General features: G+C 73.4%; 20 protein-coding genes. 8 read left to right on the top strand and 12 right to left on the bottom strand.

The annotated features are described in order from the left end of the window. Positions 1-26: 26 nt before the first annotated feature. Positions 27-1,160 carry a DUF8017 domain-containing protein gene (locus IE264_RS24320; RefSeq protein WP_032755276.1) on the bottom strand — a complete coding sequence of 378 codons (1,134 nt, stop codon included), beginning with the start codon at positions 1,158-1,160 and terminating at the stop codon, positions 27-29. Positions 1,161-1,294: 134 nt separating this feature from the next. On the opposite strand from IE264_RS24320, the gene IE264_RS24315 reads away from it, so the two are divergent. Further along, the gene (locus IE264_RS24315) at positions 1,295-1,732 is read left to right on the top strand and encodes a DUF4442 domain-containing protein (protein WP_031121754.1); all 438 of its coding nucleotides are present in this window, start codon (positions 1,295-1,297) and stop codon (positions 1,730-1,732) included. Between the two features lie 152 nt (positions 1,733-1,884). Here the strand turns inward: IE264_RS24315 and IE264_RS24310 are convergent, their stop codons facing one another. Continuing rightward, complete coding sequence (locus IE264_RS24310) at positions 1,885-2,415, bottom strand: gamma carbonic anhydrase family protein (protein WP_015607209.1); 531 nt, start codon at positions 2,413-2,415, stop codon at positions 1,885-1,887. A gap of 162 nt (positions 2,416-2,577) precedes the next feature. Between IE264_RS24310 and IE264_RS24305 the strand changes: the two genes are divergently transcribed. Beyond that, positions 2,578-3,327 carry an acyltransferase gene (locus tag IE264_RS24305; RefSeq protein ID WP_032755280.1) on the top strand — a complete coding sequence of 250 codons (750 nt, stop codon included), beginning with the start codon at positions 2,578-2,580 and terminating at the stop codon, positions 3,325-3,327. Between the two features lie 91 nt (positions 3,328-3,418). Further along, on the top strand, positions 3,419-3,973 hold the full coding sequence (locus IE264_RS24300) for a YbaK/EbsC family protein (RefSeq protein ID WP_032755282.1): 555 nt from the start codon (positions 3,419-3,421) through the stop codon (positions 3,971-3,973). Between the two features lie 11 nt (positions 3,974-3,984). Here the strand turns inward: IE264_RS24300 and IE264_RS24295 are convergent, their stop codons facing one another. The 3 genes from IE264_RS24295 to IE264_RS24285 form a co-directional block, all read right to left on the bottom strand. After that, entirely contained in the window at positions 3,985-4,668 is a 684-nt protein-coding gene (locus IE264_RS24295) for a hypothetical protein (RefSeq protein WP_032755285.1), read from the bottom strand. 94 nt (positions 4,669-4,762) lie between these two features. Further along, positions 4,763-5,662, bottom strand: coding sequence for an AAC(3) family N-acetyltransferase (locus tag IE264_RS24290; protein WP_229887722.1), 900 nt, complete (start codon positions 5,660-5,662; stop codon positions 4,763-4,765). Between the two features lie 33 nt (positions 5,663-5,695). Continuing rightward, positions 5,696-6,112, bottom strand: coding sequence for a CoA-binding protein (locus tag IE264_RS24285; protein WP_032755287.1), 417 nt, complete (start codon positions 6,110-6,112; stop codon positions 5,696-5,698). 75 nt (positions 6,113-6,187) lie between these two features. On the opposite strand from IE264_RS24285, the gene IE264_RS24280 reads away from it, so the two are divergent. The 3 genes from IE264_RS24280 to IE264_RS24270 all read left to right on the top strand — a co-directional run bounded on the left by IE264_RS24280 (position 6,188) and on the right by IE264_RS24270 (position 11,189). Further along, a complete protein-coding gene (locus tag IE264_RS24280) occupies positions 6,188-6,814 on the top strand; it encodes a YigZ family protein (RefSeq protein WP_032755290.1) in 627 nt (208 codons plus the stop codon). A 203-nt stretch (positions 6,815-7,017) separates the two neighbouring features. Further along, the gene (locus tag IE264_RS24275; RefSeq protein ID WP_032755292.1) at positions 7,018-8,187 is read left to right on the top strand and encodes an exonuclease SbcCD subunit D; all 1,170 of its coding nucleotides are present in this window, start codon (positions 7,018-7,020) and stop codon (positions 8,185-8,187) included. Beyond that, positions 8,184-11,189, top strand: a complete 3,006-nt coding sequence (locus IE264_RS24270) for an AAA family ATPase (protein ID WP_032755295.1) — start codon at positions 8,184-8,186, stop codon at positions 11,187-11,189. The genes IE264_RS24275 and IE264_RS24270 overlap by 4 nt, the downstream gene beginning before the upstream one ends. A 19-nt stretch (positions 11,190-11,208) precedes the next feature. Here IE264_RS24270 and IE264_RS24265 read toward each other — a convergent pair whose 3' ends face one another. Continuing rightward, positions 11,209-11,655 (bottom strand): Lrp/AsnC family transcriptional regulator, encoded by a 447-nt coding sequence (locus IE264_RS24265; protein ID WP_031121764.1) that lies wholly within the window; start codon positions 11,653-11,655, stop codon positions 11,209-11,211. A gap of 88 nt (positions 11,656-11,743) precedes the next feature. On the opposite strand from IE264_RS24265, the gene IE264_RS24260 reads away from it, so the two are divergent. Beyond that, positions 11,744-12,238, top strand: a complete 495-nt coding sequence (locus tag IE264_RS24260) for a rhodanese-like domain-containing protein (protein ID WP_032755298.1) — start codon at positions 11,744-11,746, stop codon at positions 12,236-12,238. 17 nt (positions 12,239-12,255) lie between these two features. On the opposite strand, the gene IE264_RS24255 is transcribed toward IE264_RS24260, so the two are convergent. The 3 genes from IE264_RS24255 to IE264_RS24245 form a co-directional block, all read right to left on the bottom strand. Then, positions 12,256-12,624 carry a hypothetical protein gene (locus tag IE264_RS24255; RefSeq protein ID WP_063605725.1) on the bottom strand — a complete coding sequence of 123 codons (369 nt, stop codon included), beginning with the start codon at positions 12,622-12,624 and terminating at the stop codon, positions 12,256-12,258. A 79-nt stretch (positions 12,625-12,703) separates the two neighbouring features. Further along, entirely contained in the window at positions 12,704-14,392 is a 1,689-nt protein-coding gene (locus IE264_RS24250) for a DUF885 domain-containing protein (protein ID WP_032755300.1), read from the bottom strand. Positions 14,393-14,509: 117 nt separating this feature from the next. After that, entirely contained in the window at positions 14,510-14,998 is a 489-nt protein-coding gene (locus IE264_RS24245; RefSeq protein WP_032755302.1) for an Lrp/AsnC family transcriptional regulator, read from the bottom strand. A gap of 59 nt (positions 14,999-15,057) precedes the next feature. Here IE264_RS24245 and IE264_RS24240 point away from each other — a divergent pair, with 59 nt between their 5' ends. Further along, complete coding sequence (locus IE264_RS24240) at positions 15,058-16,302, top strand: trans-sulfuration enzyme family protein (RefSeq protein ID WP_032755305.1); 1,245 nt, start codon at positions 15,058-15,060, stop codon at positions 16,300-16,302. Here the strand turns inward: IE264_RS24240 and IE264_RS24235 are convergent. The 3 genes from IE264_RS24235 to IE264_RS24225 all read right to left on the bottom strand — a co-directional run bounded on the left by IE264_RS24235 (position 16,205) and on the right by IE264_RS24225 (position 21,874). Further along, complete coding sequence (locus IE264_RS24235; protein ID WP_032755306.1) at positions 16,205-17,620, bottom strand: GNAT family N-acetyltransferase; 1,416 nt, start codon at positions 17,618-17,620, stop codon at positions 16,205-16,207. The two genes, IE264_RS24240 and IE264_RS24235, sit on opposite strands and share 98 nt — an antisense overlap. 145 nt (positions 17,621-17,765) lie before the next feature. Beyond that, positions 17,766-20,501: a DUF6493 family protein gene (locus IE264_RS24230; RefSeq protein ID WP_032755308.1), complete on the bottom strand. Its 2,736-nt coding sequence runs from the start codon at positions 20,499-20,501 to the stop codon at positions 17,766-17,768. Continuing rightward, complete coding sequence (locus tag IE264_RS24225; protein ID WP_032755311.1) at positions 20,498-21,874, bottom strand: SWIM zinc finger family protein; 1,377 nt, start codon at positions 21,872-21,874, stop codon at positions 20,498-20,500. Before IE264_RS24225 ends, IE264_RS24230 begins: the two co-directional genes overlap by 4 nt. Positions 21,875-21,952 lie beyond the last annotated feature (78 nt).

Raw genomic sequence — 21,952 nt, 5'->3', positions numbered from 1 at the left:
TGCCAGTGCCAGGGGCGTCGGCCGTGTCAGCCGGTCGGCTTGTCGGCGGAGAGGCGGACCGTGCTCAGGATCTGCTGGATGGTGGTGTCCGGCAGCTCGCCCTCGACGCCCTTGGGGCCGTAGAGGACCCAGGTCGAGAACTCGTCATTGCCGTTCTTGAACGAGAAGGCGATCGACTTGCCGTCGGTGTCGCACTTCTCCTTCTTGGCCAGACCGGTCGCGGTGGCGGTCACGACGCTGCCGGAGAGACCCGACTTCGTGGTGAACGGCTTGGCCGGGGCGACCTTGACCTTGTCCTTCGAATCGGTCTGGGCGTACGCCGCCCACACCCAGGTGCCCGCCTCGTTGCGCGCCGCCTCGTCGGAGTTCTTCGCCCCGCGTGCGCCCTTCGTGCCGACACCGGCCAGCTCGGTCTCCTCCTCGGAGCCGTCCTTGTCGGAGTCGTCGACGCACCACTTGCTCTTGTAGTAGGCGGGCGCCGAGAAACCGGCGACGGGCGCGCCCGTGGGCTCCTTGGCGTCCTCGAAGCCGGCGAACACACCCGAGCTGGAGACCTCCCAGTCACCGGGGACGTCGAACTGCGTGCCCCACTTCGGGTTGGTGACGACCTTCCAGCCCGGGATGAGGGGCTTGGGGTCGCTGTCGGCGCCGCGCGGGTTCTCCACCGGTGCGGAGCCCGCACTGTCCGACGCGCTCGGCTTCGCGCTCGGGGAGGCGGACTTCTTGTCGTCGGCGACGGTCGAGCCGCCTTCGTCGTCCTTGTTCATCACGATGACGCCGGTGACGACGGCGGCCACGACGACAGCGGTCGCCGCGACGATGGCGATGACGGTCGTCTTCTTCTTGTCGCCGTCCGGCTTGGGCCCGCCGGGCGGACCCGGGACCGCGTACTGCGGGACGGTCGGCTGCTGGTACGGGTTGGGCTGCCCGTACCCGGGCTGCTGTCCGTAACCCGGCTGCCCATAGCCCGGCTGTCCCGGCTGACCGGGCTGGCCCGGCAGGTACCCGGGCGCCCCGGGCTGCCCCGGCTGCTGCCCCTGCTGCGGATATCCCGGTTGCTGATAGGGATTCGGCTGCTGGTACCCCGGCTGCTGGTACGGGTTCTGATTCGGGTCCTGCGGGTTCTGCTCGCCCCCGGGCGGCTGCTGTCCTGGCCACATGGCTCGTAACCATAGTTGGGTGGCGTGTCCACTGCTACGGCCGCCCCTGTCCCAAGGCTGTCCCGGTGCTGTCACAGAGGGATGGCCAAACCTGGCTACTCGTGAGTAACCTACGGTCCATGAGCGCTGAACAGATGACCGTCGGCGAGATGCTCGTCGCGACGGTTCCGATGGCCCGGACCCTCAACCTCGAATTCCTGGAGACCACCGCCGAGCGCGCCGTCGTCCGGCTGCCGGACCAGGCGGAGTACCACAACCACGTCGGCGGACCGCACGCCGGAGCGATGTTCACGCTCGCCGAGTCCGCCAGCGGCGCCATCGTCATCGCCGCCTTCGGCGACCAGATGTCGCGGGCCGTGCCGCTCGCCGTCAAGGCCGAGATCGGCTACAAGAAGCTCGCCATGGGCGAGGTCACCGCGACCGCCACCCTCGGCCGTCCGATCGCCGAAGTCGTGGCCCAGCTCGACGCGGGGGAGCGCCCCGAGTTCCCCGTCGCCATCGAGATCCGGCGCGCGGACGGAGCGGTCACCGGCGAGATGACCGTCGTGTGGACCCTGCGCCCCAACAGCTGACGCCCGCGGGCCCATGTTCCCGGGGCCGCCGCACCCTCCGGCCGGGGAGGGCGCGGCGGCCCCGGTATGTCCGGGGCGGGGCAGGGGCCGCTGCGCGCGTCCGGGTGGAGCGTGTGGCGCAGGGTGTGCGGGACCGAGTGTGCCGGCGCGTCTCAGTCCTCGTGCGCCGCGCGGTGGGCCTTGGCCAGCTCCACGTAACCGGCCGCGTTGAACCGGATGCCCTCCAGCTCCTCCGCCGTCAGCGGCCGCTTCACCTTGGCGGGCACGCCCGCGACCAGCGACCCCGGCGGAACCTGCATCCCCTGCGGTACGAGCGCCTGGGCCGCCACCAGGGAGCCGGCGCCGATGTGCGCACCGTTGAGGACCGTGGCGCCCATCCCCACCAGGACGTCGTCCTCGATGACACAGCCGTGCAGCACCGCGTTGTGGCCGACCGAGACGCGCGCGCCCACCGTGAGCGGGAAGCCGGGGTCGGTGTGGACGCTGCAGTTGTCCTGGATGTTGCTGTCGGGGCCGAGCGTGATCGGGCCGCAGTCGGCGCGCAGCACCGCCTGGTACCAGACGCTGGAACCGGCCGCCAGCGTCACCTCCCCGATCACCACGGAGGTCGGGGCCACGAACGCGTCCGCGTCGATGTCCGGCTCCTTGCCGCCCATGCCCGTGATCAATGCCGCTTCCGCCATGGCCTGCTCCTCGGTGGTCCGGTGTGCTGCTCCTGGGGCCTTCGATCGGGATCGGGCCGACCCACACGGTAGGCGACGGCTCCCCGCGTACGCCTGGGGGTGGGGTGAACATCACAGGTCACGGCACGGATCGCCGCCTGCCGCGCCGACTACGGTGAGCCCGTGCCGAAGAACCGAAACACGTTCTCCTTCCTCGCCCGCCGAAGCCGCCGCGCCGCCTCCTGGGTGGTCCACCGCGGCTGGGCGTGGGCGCAGGAGGCGGGTGCCGTCACCGCCGAGCACCCGGGACGGCTGCGCTTCGGCGCGATCGGGGAGGGCACCCGGCTCGCCTTTCCGCAGGGCACCGTCTTCGGGGAGCCGTGGATCGAGCTCGGCGGGCACTGCATCATCGGCGAGCAGGTGACGCTGACGGCCGGGATGATGCCCGACCTGGACCTGGGGCCCGAGCCGATCCTCACCCTGGGCGACGGGGTGGTCCTGGGGCGCGGCAGCCATGTCATCGCCGACACGACGGTGAGCATCGGCTCGGACACGTACTGCGGTCCGTACGTCTACATCACCTCGACGAACCACAGCTACGACGACCCGCACGAGCCCGTGGGCAAGCAGTGGCCCCGCATGGAACCCGTCGAGATCGGCCCCGGCTGCTGGATCGGCACCGGCGCGGTGATCCTGCCCGGCGCCCGGCTCGGCCGCAATGTGGTGGTCGCCGCGGGCGCGGTCGTACGGGGCGAGGTCCCCGACCACGCGGTGGTCGCGGGGGCCCCGGCCCGTGTCGTACGGAGCTGGGACCCGGAGAAGGGCTGGCAGCCGCCCCTGCGCACGCCGGCCCCCGTGCCGATCCCGAAGGGCGTCACGCCCGAGCAGCTCCTCGCTCTGGCCGACCTGGACCAGGAGCCGGGGGCTCGGTAAGGGCGTCCCGCCGGGCAGGGGGCCCGGTAGCGGCGGCACCTGCGGTGGGACGGCCAACCGGCCGCCCGCCGGACGCTGTTAGCGTGGCCGTATGCGCGCACCCATCGGCACCTTCGAGGACGCCTCCCCCGCCTCGGAACGGCTCCGCCTGCTCCCCGCCCCCGTCGCAGCGGCCCTGGCCGCCGGGTGGGGCGATGTCACCGCCGACCGGATCATCCACGTCGACACGGACCCGGCCGTGGCCGACACCGCGGTCTTCGTCCAGCACCACGGGGCGGACCTGCTGGACACCTCGGCCAACTGCGTCGTCGTGGCGGGCAAGCGCGGCGGGGAGACCACCCTCGCCGCGTGCGTGGTGCTCTCCCGCACCCGGGTCGACGTCAACGGCGCGGTGCGCAAGCACCTCGGCGCCCGCAAGGCGTCCTTCGCCGCGATGGACACGGCGGTCGGCGAGACCGGCATGGAGTACGGCGGCATCACCCCGATCGGCCTGCCCGCCCACTGGCCCCTCCTGCTGGACCCCGCGGTCGTGGACGAGGAGTGGGTCCTGATCGGCAGCGGCAGCCGCCGGGGCAAGCTCATCGTGCCCGGCAAAGCGCTCGCCGCGCTCCCGGGCGCGGTGGTCGTGGAGGGCCTGGGGGTCTGACGGCACACCCGTCACAACAGGGGCGGGTCGGCGCGTCGCGGTGACCGGTCGGCGCCCTTCAGCACGTCGATGATGCGCTCGTGGGTGTCGCCCACCCGGTCCGTGACCCGTAACCGCACATGGACGTCGCGGACCTGGGCCATCGCCGCCTCGGTGAACCAGCCGATCAGCATCATCCCCTGGGCCGGGAGGGGCCTGCCGACCCCTATGAAGTGGAGCGCGAAGTCCGCCCGGTCGACCGGCCCCCGCTCCTCGATCATCCGCTGGGCCTCGTCCCGGCGCACCCAGCCCGCCTCGTCGTCCGCCGCGCCCTCGTCCCCGGCGAGGACGACCCGGTAGCCGAGCTGTTCGACGACGGCCACGTCCTGGGCGGCGTTGAGGACGCTGCACACCCAGGCGAGCCGGTCGTCGGGGGCCATGCCCTCCTTCACCTGGCCGAAGTAGCCGAGCGCGGGGCGGACCGCCCGCGCGTACTGCGCCCTGGCCAGCGAGGCGCCCAGACTGCCGACCGCCGCCGTGGTGGCGGACTGGACGTCCAGCAGCTGGAGCTTCCAGGGCCAGGAGTCCGTGAGCGTGTCCGGGGCGTTCTCGCGCCACACGCTGTAGGCGAGCAGCAGCAGGGACAGATGGACGAGCCAGGTCAGCAGGCCGGACAGGACACGATTTCTCCGCACCACCCGCTGCGATGTGTTCACGCTTCGGACCCCCCGTCGGCCGCCGTGCGAGCAGCGTCACTCTAGGGACTCCGCAGGACCCGCGACAGAGCGCGTGTTCGAGTGGCCGCTCCTCTCAACTGCCGCTCTGCCGGTGGTCCGTCAGCCACTCGGTGGCGAAGTCGACGGCCGCCCGCAGCCGGACGAGCCTGCACGGTGCGGACCCGATCGGAGCCGTCGTGACGTCACCGGGCCCGGCGGACTCCTCGAAGGCGGCGCCCAGGGCCGCGAAGTCGCCGTCGTCCAGGGCGACATCCTCGTACTCCCACCACTGCCGCACGCCCCGCGGGGCCACCACGCACCGGTAGCGGCGGAGCGGGGGGCCGGGCCTGCGGTACTCGCCCAGGTGGAACGCGGTGCAGGTGTCGAAGCCGGTGCCGAGCAGGAGGATCCCGGCATCGGCCTCGTACAGCCTGGCCAGCGGGGAGTCCTCGCCGAGGTGGCAGTCGGGCCGGTGCCCGGCGAGCAGCTCGGCGGCGCGGGGGCCGAGCGCGGCGAAGGAGGTCTGCGGATGGCCGCTGCGCCGCGCCCCCACCGCCGTCCGCACGGTCTCCGCCAGGGCACCCATCGAGGGCGCGGGGGTGAGCGCCGGGTCGAACGGTGGCATCGACGAGCGGACCGCCTCGCGCGCCCCGGCGTCCAGGCCCCGCACCCGGGCGCGGTAGTGCGGCGAGGTGTCCGAGTTCTCCGGGGTGAACGAGGGGACCACCACGGTCCCCTCCCGCCCCACCGCCCGGCGCAGGGCCGCCAGCACGGCGCCGGGCCCGCCGGCGACGGGCCCCACCGACCGCAGGGAGCCATGCACCAGCAGCACATCGCCGGGCCGCACACCGAGCGCGGACAGCGCACCGGCCAGCCGCTCACCGTCGTCGGGGGCTGGCAGGGACGCGGCCGCACGGCCGCCGTCGTCCCGCACGGGCAGCCGTGCCCCGCTCGTCCGCTCACCGTACAGGGGGTCGCTCACGGCCGGGATCATTCCCCTCCCCGGGCGCCCCCCACACCCCCGGTCTCAGCCCCGCGGAGGCAGCTTCGGGATCTCGATCGCCGGGCACCGGTCCATCACCATGTCCAGCCCCGCCGCACGCGTCCGCTCGTACGCCCCCACATCGATCACGTCGAGCTGGAACCACACCGCCTTCGCCCCCGCGGCCACCGCCTCGTCGGCGACCGGCCCCGCCAGCTCGCTGTTCACGAACACGTCCACCACGTCCACCGGGAACGGGATCTCCGCCAGCGAGGCGTACCCCTGCTCCCCGTGCACCGTCTCGGCCTTCGGATGCACGGGCACCACCCGCTTGCCGAAGCGCTGGAGGACCTGCGCCACCCCGAAGGCGGCACGGGAGCGGTTGTTGGAGAGGCCCACCACGGCCCAGGTGTCGCCCGAGTCCTGAAGAATCCGCCGGATCGTCTCTGTCTCGTTGTCCATGCCGGGACAACCGCTGGTCCCGGCCCCGTCATTCCCGCCGGAACCCGCTGCCACCTTGGCGCATAGGGTGGACGGATGCAGGAGCAGTACCGGACCGTCGCCCGCGCGGGTGTGCACGAGAGCGAGATCAACCGATCGCGCTTCCTCTGCTCCCTCGCCCCCGCCGCCACCGAACAGGAGGCGCAGGACTTCGTCGCACGCGTCCGCAAGGAGCACCCCACCGCCACCCACAACTGCTTCGCGTACGTGATCGGCGCCGACGCCTCCGTACAGAAGGCCAGCGACGACGGCGAGCCCGGCGGCACCGCCGGCGTACCCATGCTCCAGATGCTGCTGCGCCGCGAGGTGCGGTACGTCGCGGCGGTCGTCACCCGCTACTACGGCGGGGTCAAGCTCGGAGCCGGCGGACTGATCCGGGCGTACGGGGGAGTGGTCGGCGAGGCCCTCGACGCACTCGGCACCCTCACCCGGCAGCGCTTCCGGCTGGCCACGATCCGCGTCGACCACCAGCGGGCGGGCAAGCTGGAGAACGACCTGCGGGCCACCGGGCGGGATGTGCGGGAGGTGCGGTACGCCGAGGCCGTGACCATCGAGATCGGGCTGCCGGACGCCGATGTCGCCGCCTTCACCGCCTGGCTGGCCGACGCGACCGCCGGTGCGGCCACGCTGGAGCTGGGCGGCGAGGCGTACGGGGACGTGTGAGCCGACCGTCCCCGGGGGCGTGCGAGGGGCTCGGTGGAGCGGCGTGAGGGCAATCCCACGCCGGGCAAATCCTTGATCGATGCGGGATCGGCGGCCCGGCGGCGTTAGCGTGGTCGGTGCCGACGGCGGGATCACGGGACGTCCCCGCGCGGCCAGGGGTGGAGGACGACGTACATGCAGCGCACAACCGGCGGAGCGATCGCGTGAGGATGCTGCACACCTCGGACTGGCACCTGGGCCGGTCCTTCCACCGGGTGCCCCTGCTCGATGCCCAGGCCGCCTTCCTGGACCACCTGGTGGCCACCGCCCAGGCCCAGGAGGTGGACGTGGTCCTCGTCTCCGGCGACGTCTACGACCGGGCCGTCCCGCCGCTCACCGCCGTCGAGCTCTTCGACCGGGCGCTGCACCGGCTCGCCGCCGCCGGCGTCCCCACTGTCATGATCTCCGGGAACCACGACTCGGCCCGCCGGCTCGGTGTCGGCGCCGGGCTCTTCGACCGGGCCGGGATCCACCTGCGGACCGACCCCGAGAGCTGCGCCACCCCCGTCGTCCTCGCCGACGACCACGGCGATGTCGCCCTCTACGGCCTCCCCTACCTGGAACCCGCCCTCGTGAAGGACACCCTCCGCGCCGCCAGAGCCGGACACGAGGCGGTCCTCACCGCCGCCATGGACCGGGTCCGCGCCGACCTCGCCACGCGCCCCGCCGGAACCCGGTCCGTCGTCCTCGCACACGCCTTCGTGGCGGGCGGCGAGCCCAGCGACAGCGAACGCGACATCACCGTCGGCGGGGTCGCCGCCGTCCCGGCCGGGGTCTTCGACGGCGTCGACTACGTGGCCCTCGGCCACCTCCACGGCTCGCAGCGGGTCACGAGCCGCGTCCGCTACTCCGGCTCCCCGCTCGCCTACTCCTTCTCCGAGGCCGACCACCGCAAGACCATGTGGCTGATCGACCTGGACGGCAGCGGGAACATCACCGCCGAGGAACGGATCGACTGCCCCGTCGAACGCCCCCTCGCCCGGCTCCGGGGCCGCCTGGAAACCCTGCTGACGGACCCGGCCCTCGACCGCCACGAACACGCCTGGGTCGAGGCCACCCTCACCGACCCGGTCCGCCCCGCCGATCCCATGGCCCGCCTCAGCGCCCGCTTCCCGCACACCCTGAACCTCGTCTTCGACCCCGAGCGCCCTCCGGACGACCCGCTCGCCTCCTACGCCCAGCGCCTCAAGGGCCGCGACGACCACCAGATCGCGGAGGACTTCGTGGCCCATGTGCGCGGTGGCAGCGGACCGAGCGACCCGGAACGCAGTGTGTTGCGGGCCGCGTTCGACGACGTACGGGTCGACGAGAGCGTGCGCGAGGTGTCCCGTTGAGACTGCACCGCCTCACCCTCACCGCCTTCGGCCCGTTCGGCACCACCCAGGAAGTAGACTTCGACGCGCTCTCCTCGGCCGGCCTCTTCCTGCTCCACGGCCCGACGGGCGCCGGGAAGACATCCGTCCTGGACGCCGTCTGCTTCGCCCTGTACGGGGCCGTCCCCGGCGCCCGCCAGAGCCCCGGCGCCACCCTCCGCAGCGACCACGCCCCCGCCGGCCTGCCCACCGAGGTCCAGCTGGAGCTGACGGTCGGCGGCCGCCGCCTCGAAGTCACCCGCAGCCCCGCCCAGCCGCGCCCCAAGAAGCGGGGTGACGGTTTCACCCTGGAGAAGGCCCAGAGCCGGCTGCGCGCCTACGACTCCGAGCGCGGCTGGCAGGCCCTGAGCAAGTCGCACCAGGAGATCGGCGAGGAGCTGGCCCAGCTGATCGGCATGAGCCGGGACCAGTTCTGCCAGGTCGTGCTGTTGCCCCAGGGCGACTTCGCCCGCTTCCTGCGCTCCGACGCCGAGGCCCGCGGCAAACTCCTCGGCAAGCTCTTCGACACCCGCCGCTTCGCCGCGGTGGAGGAACGCCTCGCCGAACTGCGCCGGGGCGCCGAAGCCCGGGTGAAGGCGGGGGACGAGCAGATCCTCGCCCTCGCCCAGCGCATCGCCCAGGCGGGTGGACCCGCGGCGGCCGAGGCGGCGCCGCCCGCCGTCCGGCCGGGCGAACCCGGCCTCGCCGAAGCCGTACTGGAGTGGGCCGCGATCGCCCGCTCCACGGCCCGCGAACAGCTCGGCATCGCCCGCGCCGTGCTGTCCGAGGCGGAAGGCCGCCAACTGGCCGCCCGCCGGGCACTGGACGCCGAACGCGAACTGGCCCGCCTCCAGCAGCGGTACGAGGAGACCCGGCGGCGCGCCGAGGCGCTGGAGGAGCGGCGACCCGAACACGACAGCTGCCAGGAGCAGTTGGAGCGTGCCCGCAGGGCGGACCGGGTCGCGCCGGCCCTGGAGTTGCGGGAGGAGGCCGAGCGGGCGTACCGGGCGGCGAGCGACGCTCTCGACCGGGCCCGGGCGCTGCTCTCCTCCGACCTGGTCGATGCGGGCGCCGACCAACTCGCCGAGCTGGAACGCCGGTTCCGGCAGGAGCTCGGCGGACTCGAAGCGGCCCGCCAGGACGAGGCGCGCAGTGCGCGGATCGACGAGGAGCGGGGGCGGCTGAACCGGGAGGCCCGCGCCGACGACGAGATCGTCCGGGAGGCCGACGCCTGGCTGGCAGGCTGGGACGCCACCCGCGCGGAGCTCCAGCAGCGCATCGAGACCGCCCAGGAGGCCGCCACCCGCGCCGAACAGCTCGCCGGACTGCTCGCCCCGGCCCGCCGCCGACTCGACGCGGCGCGTCGCCGCGACACGCTCGCCGCCGACGTACAGGACGCCCGGCAGGCGGTCGCCACCGCGCGTGAACAGGCCCTGGACGCGCACGAATCCTGGCTCGGGCTGCGCGAACGCCGTCTCCGCGACATCGCGGCGGAACTGGCCGCGGGCCTCGTGGAGGGCGAGCCGTGCACGGTCTGCGGCGCCGCCGAACACCCGGCCCCCGCCAGCCCCGGCGACGGCCATGTCGACCGGGCCACGGAGGAAAGGGCCCTCGCCGCCCACCGGCGCGCCGAGGGAGCCCGCACCAGCGCGGAGCAGGCGCTCGGACTCGTACGCGAACGGCACACGGCGGCGCACGCCGAAGCCCTGGGCGACGACTCCGCGGCCCCCACTGTCGCCGAACTCCGCTCCCTCGTCGACCGGTTGACCGCCGAACACGCCGGGGCCCACCGCCTCGCCGCGGGAACGCACGCCGCGCGCGAGGCCCTCGCCGCCGCCGAGCGGGAGCACCTCGGGCGGGTGGAGCAGCGGCAGGAGGCCGCGAACAGGGCCGCCGCCCGTACCTCCCAGCGCGAGGCACTCGACCGGGAGCAGGCCGCCCTGGAGGACCGGCTCGCCGCCGCCCGGGGCGAGTCGGCGTCCGTCGCCGCGCAGGCGGAGCGGCTGACCCGCCGGGTCGCGCGCCTCGCCGACGCCGCCGAGGCCGTACGCGCGGAACAGGACGCGGCCCAGCGGCGCAAGGAGGCCGACGACCGGCTCTCCGACGCGGCCTTCAAGGCCGGGTTCGACACCCCGCAGGCCGCCGCCGCGACGCTCCTCGGCGCCGCCGCACAGCGCGACCTCCAGCACCGCGTCGACGCCTGGCAGGCGGAGGCAGCGGCGGTCGCCGACCGCCGTGCCGAACGGGACGCGCGCGAAGCCGCCGAGCAGCCCCCCGCACGGCCGGCAGCGGCCGAAAGTGCACATGGGGCGGCGGAATGGCTTCTGCGCGAGGCCGCCTCGGCGCTCGCGGCGGCCCGCGACCGCTGTGCCGAACTCGACCGTCTCTCGGAGCGGACGGCCCAGGAGGTACGGCGGCTGGGACCGGTGCGCCAGGAGTACGAGCGGGTCGCCCGGCTCGCGGGGCTGACCGCGGGGACCTCCGCCGACAACGAACGCAAGATGCGCCTGGAGGCGTACGTCCTCGCCGCCCGCCTCGAACAAGTGGCGGCCGCCGCCACTGCCCGGCTGCAGCGGATGTCCTCCGGCCGCTACACCCTCGTCCACTCCGACGCCCGCACGGGCGGCCGCCGGGCCGGGCTCGGACTCCATGTCGTGGACGCCTGGACGGGCAGCGAACGGGACACGTCGACCCTCTCCGGCGGCGAGACGTTCTTCGCCTCGCTGGCCCTGGCGCTCGGTCTCGCCGATGTCGTCACCGAGGAGGCGGGGGGCGTACGCCTGGACACCCTCTTCATCGACGAGGGGTTCGGCAGCCTGGACGACCAGACCCTGGACGAGGTGCTCGACGTGCTGGACTCGCTGCGGGAGAGGGACCGCAGCGTCGGCATCGTCAGCCATGTGGCCGATCTGCGCCGCCGTATCCCCGCCCGCCTCGAAGTGGTCAAGGACCGGCACGGATCGACGGTGCACCACCGCCTGTAGGGCCCGTCGTCCGGATCTGTCAGCGACCGATCGCGCGCCGGGGGAGCGGCGAGGAGTACACGACGCTGGTGGTCACCGAACCGAGCGCGCCGATCCGGCCGGTGACCTCCTCCAGGTGCCGCATCGAGCGTGCCGTCACCTTGAGGACGAAGCAGTCGTCACCGGTGACGTGGTGGGCCTCCACGATCTCCGGGGTGGTCTCCAAGAGGTCGTGGAACGGCTTGTAGTTCCCGTTCGGATAGCGCAGCCGTACGAGCGCGAGGACCGGCAGCCCGAGCCGCTCGGCGTCGACCACCGCCGCGTAACCGCTGATCACCCCGGTCTCCTCCAGCCGCCGCACCCGTTCCGTCACGGCGCTCGGGGACATGGCGACGGCGCGCGCGAGCTCGGCGAAAGTGGCGCGGCCGTCGCGCTGGAGGACATCGAGAATGCGCCAGTCGGTGGCGTCCGGGGAATAGTCGGTCACGCCCACGAGACAACAGGGAATTCCCCGGCGGATCAAGACCAGCACCGGGGAATTCCACTTCCTGGCCCTGGAAGAGGGTCATAGATTCATGGTTATGACCTCCCCGACCACGGCCACCGCCGTCAACTCCGTCCTGCGCGTCCCGCCCGCCTCCCCGGCCGCGGCGGCCGCCTACTTCGGCGCCTCGCTCGCCTTCCACGCCGATGTCTCCGACGTCGCCTCCGCACTCGCCGCCGGCGGCGACCCCGGGTTCGTCGTCGTGGACTCCCGCTCCACCGCCTCCTGGGACCAGGGGCACGTTCCCGGTGCGGTCCACCTGCCGACGGCGCTGATCCTCGAGCAGGCGGCCGCGCTGCTGGACCCGGCCGTCCCCGTGGTCACGTACTGCTGGGGGCCGGGATGCAACGGCGCCACCCGTGCCGCCCTGGCGCTCGCCCAGCTCGGCTACCAGGTCAAGGAGATGCTCGGCGGCTTCGAGTACTGGGCGCGCGAGGGGTTCGCCTTCGAGACCTGGGAGGGCGGCGAGCAGCGCGCCGTCGACCCGCTCACCGCGCCGGTCGACGACGCGGACTGCGGCTGCTGAGGGCCACGCCGACACCTTCAGGGGCGCGGCCCGGCGGCGGCCGGCTCGTTCAGGGGTGCGGCCCGGCAGCAGTCAGCTCGTTCAGGAGCGCGGCGGTAGTCGGGGGCGGTGGTGAGGAGGGCGCAGCCGCGTACGGCGAGCGCCTTCTCCAGCTCCGCGTACTGGCCGGACGGGACCATCCAGCCCCGGTACCGGTACGGGCCGGAGCCCCGCGCCACCCGTGCCACCGCCCGGTCCGCGTCCCCGGCCAGAAGCGCCTCGTGGTCGACCAACGCGACCCCGCCTCCCGCCGCCCGGACGGCCGCCACCTCGTCGGCGGAGTGCGGGTCGGGCCGGTTCGGCCGCAACGGGTCGGCGCAGAAAAGGAATCCGGTCCGTCCGGTCATGGCGGGCGCCCTCACTCGGTGGTGTGCGGAACCCGGCCGGTCCCGCTCCGCGAGCGGGACCGGCCGGGGGCGGAGCGGATCAGAGCCTGGACAGCTCGTCCACCAGATCGTCCAGACCGAGCGACCCCTGGGAGAGTGCCGCCATGTGCCAGGCCTTCAGGTCGAAGGAGTCGCCGTGCGCCGCGCGGGCGTTCTCCCGGCCGAGCAGCCAGGCCCGCTCGCCCAGCTTGTAGCCGATGGCCTGGCCCGGCATCGAGAGGTAGCGGGTCAGCTCGCTCTCCACGAAGTCGGCCGGCCGCCCGCTGTGGCTGCCGAAGAACTCCTGCGCCAGATCGGGCGTCCAGCGCTCACCGGGGTGGAACGGCGAGTCCGCCGGGATCTCCAGCTCCAGGTGCATGCCGATGTCCACGATCACCCGGCTGGCACGCATCATCTGGGCGTCCAGATAACCGAGTCGCCGCTCCGCGTCGGGCAGGTAGCCCAGCTCGTCCATCAGCCGCTCCGCGTACAGCGCCCACCCCTCGGCGTTGGCGCTGACCTGCCCCAGTGACGTCTGGTAGCGGGAGAGGCTGTCGGCGACATGCTTCCACTGCGCGATCTGCAGATGATGGCCGGGAACACCCTCGTGGTACCAGGTCGAGACCAGGTCGTACACCGGGAAGCGGGTCTCGCCCATGGTGGGCAGCCAGGTGCGTCCGGGGCGAGAGAAGTCCTCGGAGGGGCCCGTGTAGTACGGGGCCGCGGCGCCGCCGGGCGGGGCGATGTGGGACTCCACCTTCCGTACCCGCTCGGCCAGGTCGAAGTGGGTGCCGTCCAGTGCCTCGATGGCTTCGTCCATCAGGCTCTGGAGCCACTCGCGGACCTCCTCGACCCCTTCGATGTGCTTGCCGTGCACATCGAGGTGGGCGAGCGCCTCCCAGGGCCCCGCCCCGGGAAGGATCTTCGCGGCCTCGGCCTTCATCTCGGCCAGCAGCCGGTGGTATTCGGACCACCCGTACGCGTACGCCTCGTCGAGGTCGAGGTCCGTCCCGTTGAACTGGCGCGACCAGCGGGCGTACCGCTCGCGGCCCACCGTGTCGGGGGCCCCCTCGATCGCCGGTGCGTAGACGTCGCGCATCCAGTCCCGCAGGGCGGCGACGGAGCCGGTCGCGAGCCCGGCGGCCTCGGTCAGTTCGGTACGCAGGGCCTCAGGTCCCGCGGCGACGAAGTCCGTGAAGAACGCCGTGCTCCCGCCGCCACCGCTCCACTCCGTGAGCTGCCCGATGAAGGTGGCGGTCGCGCGGGGCCCGGCGTACAGCTTGCGCTCAAGCCCCAGGCCGAGCGATGCCCGGTACCCCTCGAACGCGGCCGGGACCGCGCGCAGCCGTTCCACGACCGCCGCCCAGTCCTCCTCCGTCTCGGTGGGCGTGACCGTGAAGACCTGGATGATGCTGTGGGCGGGCGAGTGCAGGTTGGAGACGGTCCGCAGTCCCTCCTCCGCCTCGTGCACGGCGAGTTCCGCCGTCAGCCGTTCCCGCAGGAGCCGCCCGCAGCGGCGTTCCTCATCGCTGTCGGCACCCGGCTGCCGCCCCGCTTCGTCCAGCTTCAGCAGCGTGGCGCGGATGAGGTCGGCGGCCGCGTCCTGGCCGGCCGGTGAGAAGTCGGGCAGACGGCGCGAGCTTTCCCGGACACCGAGATAGGTGCCCGTGATGGGGTCGAGTTCGATGACTGCGTCGACGTAGGCGTCGGCGACCTGACGGGGCAGCGCGCTGTTCGAAGTGTCTGACATGCGGACATCCTCCAACGGCGGGCCCCTCCCCGTCACCACCGTCGAACGGGGTCCGTCCGAAAGACGATCACGGGCGCACCGGCTCCGTCGTTCACGGGCGGGCCGCGTCTCCGTCGTTCACGGGCGGACCGGCTCGGCGGGCGGCAGCAGGGGGCCGCAGTCCCACTGCTGGAAGATCAGCCGGGTGTCCACCCGGGCCACCTCCCGGCGCGAGGTGAACTCGTCCAGCACCAGCCGCTGGAGCTCCGCCGCGTCGGCCACCGCCACCTGGACCAGATAGTCGTCGGGGCCGGTGAGGTGGAAGAGCGCGCGGGACTCCGGCAGGGCCCGCACCCGGTCGACGAACGGGCCGATGAGCTCGCGGCGGTGCGGCCGGACCTGCACCAGGAGCAGCGCCTGGAGACCCCGGCCGAGCTTCGACGGATCCAGGCGCAGCTGATCGCCGAGGATGACACCGGAGCGGCGCAGCCGGGTGACCCGGTCCAGACACGTCGAGGGGGCCACGCCCACCTCGGCGGCGAGCTCGCGGTACGTGGTCCGCGCATCGTTCTGCAGCAGCCGCAGAATATGTAGATCCACCGGGTCCAGAGCGACAGAATCGGCCATGCGGCGAACGTAGCACGGCCTTTTGCCGCTACGAGCCGGTAACTGTTCAGAGTGTTGTCATGGACAACGAAGTCTCGATGACGCCCCCTGCCCCCACCCCGACCAGGGCGCTGGCCACCGAAGCCGTGCATGCCGGACGCGATGATCTCGCCTCCCTCGGCCTGCACGCCCCGCCGCTCGACCTGTCCACCACCTACCCCTCGTACGACTCGCGCGGCGAGGCGGAGCGCATCGACGCCTTCGCCACCACGGGCGCCCGGCCGGACGGCCCGCCCGTCTACGCCCGGCTGGACAACCCGACCACCGCCCGTTTCGAGACGGCGCTCGCCCGGCTGGAGGGGACCGACAGCGCTGTCGCGTTCGCCAGCGGCATGGCGGCCCTCACCGCGGTCCTGCTGGCCCGCGCGAGCATGGGGCTGCGCCATGTCGTCGCGGTCCGGCCCCTCTACGGGTGCAGCGACCATCTGCTGGGTGCCGGGCTGCTGGGCACCGAGGTGACCTGGACCGACCCGGCGGGCATAGCCGACGCCATCCGGCCGGACACCGGGCTGGTCATGGTCGAGACCCCGGCCAACCCCACGCTCGCCGAGATCGACATCCGGGCCGTCGCCCACTCCTGCGGATCCGTGCCGCTCCTGGTCGACAACACCTTTGCCACCCCCGTACTCCAGCGCCCCGTCGAACACGGTGCCCGCATCGTCCTGCACAGCGCCACCAAGTACCTCGGCGGGCACGGCGATGTGATGGGCGGAGTCGTGGCCTGCGACGAGGAGTTCGCCGCCCGGCTGCGCCAGGTGCGGTTCGCCACCGGCGGGGTGCTGCATCCGCTGGCCGGCTACCTGCTGCTGCGGGGGCTGTCCACCCTGCCGGTACGCGTACGGGCCGCCTCGGCGAGCGCCGCCGAGCTCTCCCGCAGGCTGACCGCCGATCCGCGGATCGCCCGGGTGCACTACCCGGAGATCGGCGGGGCGATGGTCTCCTTCGAGGTGTACGGCGACCCGCACGACGTGATCGCCAACGTACGGCTCATCACGCCCGCCGTGAGCCTCGGCAGCGTGGACTCGCTGATCCAGCATCCGGCCTCCATCAGCCACCGCATCGTGGATGAGGGAGACCGGCAGGCGTCCGGCGTCGGTGACCGGTTGCTGCGCATGTCGGTGGGTCTTGAGGACGTCGAGGACCTCTGGGCCGACCTGTGTCAGGCGCTCAGCGACGGGCCCGTTCCGCGGGCGCGGAAGGCCCAGCGGTCCTCCCGGACGGCCGAGCGGTCCGCTCGTCCGTCGCACGCGTCAGCCGCGCGGTGATGACCAGGGTGCCTTCCTCGATCTGGTAGTCGAGGGGCAGTTCCAGGGCGCGCATGGCGGCGACCATGCCGGTGTTACGGGACTGGGTGACGGCGTACACGCTGTCGCAGCCGGCCTCCTCGGCGAGCTGCACCAGGCGGCCGAGCAGCTCCGAGCCGATGCCCCGGCGCTGCCAGTCGTCCTCGACGAGGAGGGCCACCTCGGTCTCGTCGCCGTCCCACAGGAGGTGGCCCAGCGCCACCAGCTTGCCGGAGGCGGTCTGGACGGCCAGGGTGCGGCCGAAACGCGGGCTCAGCAGGTGGTCCAGGTAGCGGTCGGCGTCCCCGACGGGGCCGTGGTAGCGCAGGCCCAGGGTGCCCGGGGAGCAGCGGTCGTGCATGGCGCGGGCGGCGGCGAGATCGCTGCGGTCCGCCCGGCGCACGGTGATCTCGTTGCCCTCGGGCAGTGTGAGGATGTCCTCGCTACGGGGCACCCGCGGGCCGAGCCGGGCGTCCAGCTCCACCAGGGCGCGGGCCCGGGCGAACTCGGTCGGGGTGAACGGCAGATAGGGCCGCTCGACGGAGATGACACCGCCGGACGGGTCGCGCAGCCGCATCACCGTCTCCTCCAGCACGCCTTCGACCGGGGCGCTCTCCCCGGTCGGGCGGCCGGTGATGGAGACGGCGGGCAGCGAGTGGATGGTGCACCGGCCGAGCAACTGGCGCAGGGCGAGGGGGAGTTCCGCCGCGTCGAGCGCCGTGCGGGTGGCCAGCGAGAGCACCCGGGTCGGGGTGTCGACCAGATCGTGGGCGTCCGCCCGCTCGATCCAGGTGGCGGTGCCGCCCGCCGCCGAGATCTGCCGGGTCAGCTCCTGCGCCGGGAGCGAGGCGGGCGCCCGCAGCAGGAACTCGTCGACCGTCCCCTCGGCCAGCGGGTGGGTCTGCAGCGTCAGGATGTCGATCCGGAACCGGGCGAGCACGAGGCAGAGCGCGGCCAGACTCCCCGGCGCGTCACGCACGGTCGTCCGCATCCGCCAGAGAACCGTCTCGCCGGCCCCGGACCCGTCGATCGAGTCGGTGACCTCGTCCGGCGCCGGATCGGACCGGCCCGGTTCCTCCGGCGGGGGAGCGTTGCTGTGGCGCCGTGCCCACCAGGTGTGGAACGTCGCCGTGGCCACCAGGGCCACGGCCGACGCCATGAGCAGGTAGGGCCCGTCGGGCTGGTGCCCGATCAGATTGGCGATCGCGTCGGCCACGGCCACCGCGGTGAACAGCGCGGCCAGCTCGATCAGGTCCCGCCGCCAGTGGTGCGGACGGCGGGCGGTCTTCGAAGACGTCACATCAGTCATATCCTTACTGTGAACGAACGGTGTTGCCTGATCACGAACACCTTGTGACTGATGGGTTAAGTGTGGATCTGATCACCTATCGTCGTTTTTCGGCCGTATTTTTCGGCCCCTGATCCCCTGAGCCCTGATCCACTGATCACCGCGCCTCCTCCGGTACGGGCGAGGACGTCGGCGTCGGCGGGAACACGGCCAGCAGGCGGGCGGCCTGCCGGACCGTCTGCGAGGAGCCCTTGCGCCCGGCCGTTGCGGCCAGCCCCACGATCGGCTCGATCCCCTCCGTACCGCAGCGCTCGGCGCACTCCGCCGCCACGGCCAGCAGATCCCCGATCCCTCGTGGCGCCTTCTCGTACGCCAGCAAGGTGGGCAGCGCCACGGCCAGCATGCCCAGCACCGTCCGGTACGCCCCGGTGGCGGCCGCCGTCCGGGCGGCGTCGGCCAGCCGGTTGACCTTGACCAGGTCGTGGTCGACGAGGACCCCCAGCTCGCGCCCGAGCAGCACGGTGTCCAGCCGCCCCTGCGCGGCCAGGACGAGCAGCGCGTCCACGGCGGATATCCGGTCCTCGGCGTGCCGGGCGCCCAGCCCGTAGGCCAGTGCCAGGTGCAGCGCGACACCGGCCGCGCCGCCGGTCTCCATGAGCGGCGGCAGGAACCAGGCCCCGCCCCTGCGCCCCTCGTCGGCGGTGTGCAGCAGATCCGGCATCAGCCAGGCGGCCAGGGTCTCCCCGTCCTCGGGCAGCGTGGCGGTCCAGTGCGGGCACTGGTCGGCACCCCAGTGGTAGCACTCCCGTGACTGGGGGGTGTGCGGACGGCCCAGCCAGTGGAAGGAACGCGGGAACTCCTGCTGGATCAGCAGCCTTTCCTTGGTGGCCAGCAGCACCCGCCGGGTTCCGGCGGCCGACCGCTGCCACCAGTTGCCCGCCGAGGGGCGATCGCTGGTCAGACCGTGACGCAGCACGGGAGCCACCGGCTCGTCGGCGCGTATCCAGGCGGCCAGCCGGTCCCCCTCCGGCGTGCCGAGGGACGCTGCGGCCTCGGCGGCCGCCGACTCGCCGCTCCGCCGCACCCGCAGCAGGGCCTGGGAGAAGTCGGCCGGACCCGGGTCGGCGCCCAGCCGCCGGTACGTCCGCAGCCGCTCGACCAGTTCCGCCGCGTCCAGCGAGCCGGTGTGCCAGGTGGGCGTGGCCAGCAGGAAGGGCACCCGGTCGGCCTGTACCGCACCGGCCGCCTCCCAGGCCCGGGCGAGCAGCACCCCGTTGAGCGCGGCGTGGGCGCAGGTCCCGGTGCCGGTCCAGCGGCTCTTCCCCTCGGTGATGGACCGGTAGGAGAGCCGGCCGAGGAGCGAGCCCACCACCAGCGCGAGCGCGTGGGCGGTGGTCATGTACGCCGGTTCGGGCTCCCGGTCGATTCCGTGCTCGATGTACCACTCCCCGGCCAGGGCCTCCTGCAGCCCTTCCGCCAGCGCGGCCCGGTCGGTGCGCGAGAGGCGGACGAGCCCGTCCAGAGTGCGCTCGAAGTCGGAGATCCCCGACGCGGCGGCCGAGGCCCCCGGAGTGGAGCCCTGCCAGGAACGGGACTTCACCTGGGCCGCCACCTGCTCGACGAGCTCCGCCACGGTCCCCGGCGCCGGGTCGAGCCGGCACGGCACCGGCACGGGCGGCAGCAGCTCCTCGTACGGGCCGTCCGCCGGCGCGTCCTCGCCCACCGCCCCGAACAGGGCGGTGACCGCCTCCCGGTGCAGCGGCCCCAACTGCGCGGCGGAGAAGGAGAGCTCCTCCCGCAGCAGCGCGTCGTCGGCCGGAAGGTGGCGCGCGATCAGCTTGAGCGCCCGCTCCTGGAGGGCGATGTCCTCGTTCCCGAACGCCTCGGCGACCACCGGAAGCAGCTCACCCGCCGCCGTCGCGTCCCGGCTCAGCACCTTCCCCAGCAGGACCAACTGGGCCCGCACCAGCTTCTTCTCCCGGCGGAAGAGCACCGATCCCGACACCTCGGCGAGGTCCCCGGTGGACAGCTCGCCCCGGGCGTCCAGCCGCGTGAGCACGTCCTGGGCGTGGGAGGCGACCACGGAGATGCCGTCCGCCGCCATCCCCATCCAGTCGCGGAGGTGGTTCTTCTCCTCGTCCTCCGTGACGTTCAGCTGCTGAAGCACCGTGAGGAAGAACCGCTGGTCACCCGTCTTGCCACCGCGCACCAGACGCGTCACACACCGTTCGACCAGGTGGGATCGGTCGAGTACCCCCTCAGCGGCGAGTGCGCAGAGCGCGGCCGGCCACTGGTCGAGCGACTCCGGTGTGTCGTACCAGCCGATCTGGGACGGCAGCTCCGGCATCTCGAAGAGCCGGGGCGCGAGCACGGCGACGTGCGGGTCGGAACGGAGGATGCCGACCAGCGGCACCCGGCCGGACCTGCCGTGCCACCGCGCCGTGCCGATCCGCTCCGACCAGCCCTCGACGAGGCTGTCCGTCGTCGGGATCGGGCACCCGGCCATCCGTACGAGCTCGCTGATGAACGTGTACTCCGCCTCGGAGTTCATCGGGCGTCCCGCCAGCCGGTGGGCGAGATCGCCGAGCCAGGCCGGATCACGGTCCCCCAGCGCCACGAGGATCAGCGGGTACGGGGACCGCGACCAGCTGCGCAGGTCCCGGCCGCCGATCCAGGTGGCGCAGCCCGCCGCCCCGGTGTTGCAGCCGGCCCCGGCCACCAGGAGCGCCTTGCGGATCTTGTCCTGCCGCTGCCACTCCCAGCCCCGGGCCTCCTTGCGCAGCTCCTTCAGCCCGGCCAGCGCCGACCTGCGTCCGGCCCGGTCCAGCCGGAGCACCAGCGCCGGGACATCGCGGTGCTGTCCCGCGCGTACCGCGGTGAGCAGGTCGCTCATCGCACACCTCCGGCGACCGTCGCGCCGCGGCGGACCATCGTCACGGCCAGGGCGTGTTTGCACGGGCCCCGCTTTCCGCGGTAGTCCGCCCACCACTGGCAGGTGCAGGTGAGTGCGCCGTCGCTCTGGCGGACCTGGTAGCGGCGGTCGCCGGAGGACACGGACGCCAGCGTGCCGTCGAGCGTCACCGCCCCCGCACCGGCCAGCTCGCGGGCGGCGACCAGACGCGGGTTGTGACGCTCCGCCCGGTCGGCGTCGTAGGGCAGTTCACGGTGGAAGTAGGCGGCGTCGGCCAGGTCGTACCCGACCCGGCCCGCCGTGCCGAGGCGGGTGAGCGCGGCCCGAACCCGCTCGGCGCTCAGCCCCGACTGCTCGGCCAGCGAGGCCGGTTCGATCCGGGGTTCCCAGGCCAGCAGGACGGAGACCAGCTCGGCGTCGGCCGCCGCGTCGTCGGTGGCCAGCGCCTCCAGGACGCCGCCCTCGCCCGAGAACCCGCGCGAGGAGTCCGGCGACAGCGTCAGCGTGAGCCGCATCCCCGGCAGCACCACCTCCCAGGCGCTCGCCGCAGCGGCCCCGTCCGCCACCGGAGGCCCGTACACCCGAAGCGCCGTCGCGTGGCGCAGCACCCGCTGCAGGGCCACCAGCCGCTCGGGGCCCGGCAGGCACACCGCGCCCGGCACCGGCCGGGTCGTCGGCCGCAGACCGGAGCCGGAGGCCACCACCCACTGCGCGCCCCGCGCCGCGTTGCCCGAGCCGCGCGGCAGGGAGCGCAGGAACGCCACCGCCTGCGCCGCCGTCAGCTCGGCCCGCAGATCGAAACCGGCCGAGGCGACCTGAGCCTCGGCGAACCCCCGCAGCCACCGGTCCGGCAGCGGAACCTTCTTCTCCACCACCGGGCCGTCCAGCGTGGTGACCGCCAACTCGTCGGGGCCCACCCGCAGATGCAGCGGATCGTCCGCCGTTATCCGGGACAGGGCGTCCCGCAGCGGATTGTTCACGTCCACGTTGGTCGTACCGTGCCCGGTCCGCTCCCCGTCCAGGCCCTCCTGGAGCACATCGAGGCGTGCGTACACCCCGCAGCAGCCGGAGAACGACTCGAAGCGCAGCCGGTCGCCGTTCCCCGTCACCACCGGATCGAGGGAAGAGGGCAGGGCGCGCTGGTAGTAGCGGGCGGCGGCCACATCGGCCACCGCCAGCAGCCCACGGGCGGCGATGCGCGGAGCGGAGAGGAATCCGGCGAAGAACCGCGGATGCGCCTCCGCCCCACGCGGGGTGAGACCGCCCGCGGTCTCCAGACCGAGAACGGCTCCCACCTGCGAGGACTCCAGGGCGGACGGGCGTGCGTAGGCCAAGGCCTGAACGGATCGGGTCATGGAAGAAACCGTAGAACCCACCACTGACAACGGGCGCCGGGCACGACTGACAACGGGCCTCCCGAGCAGCCGTACGCC

Source organism: Streptomyces microflavus, assembly GCF_014650075.1.
In the GTDB taxonomy this organism is placed as follows: Bacteria; Actinomycetota; Actinomycetes; order Streptomycetales; family Streptomycetaceae; genus Streptomyces; species Streptomyces microflavus.
Note: the sequence above shows the minus strand (reverse complement) of the source record. Positions and strands in the feature narration are given on the sequence as shown.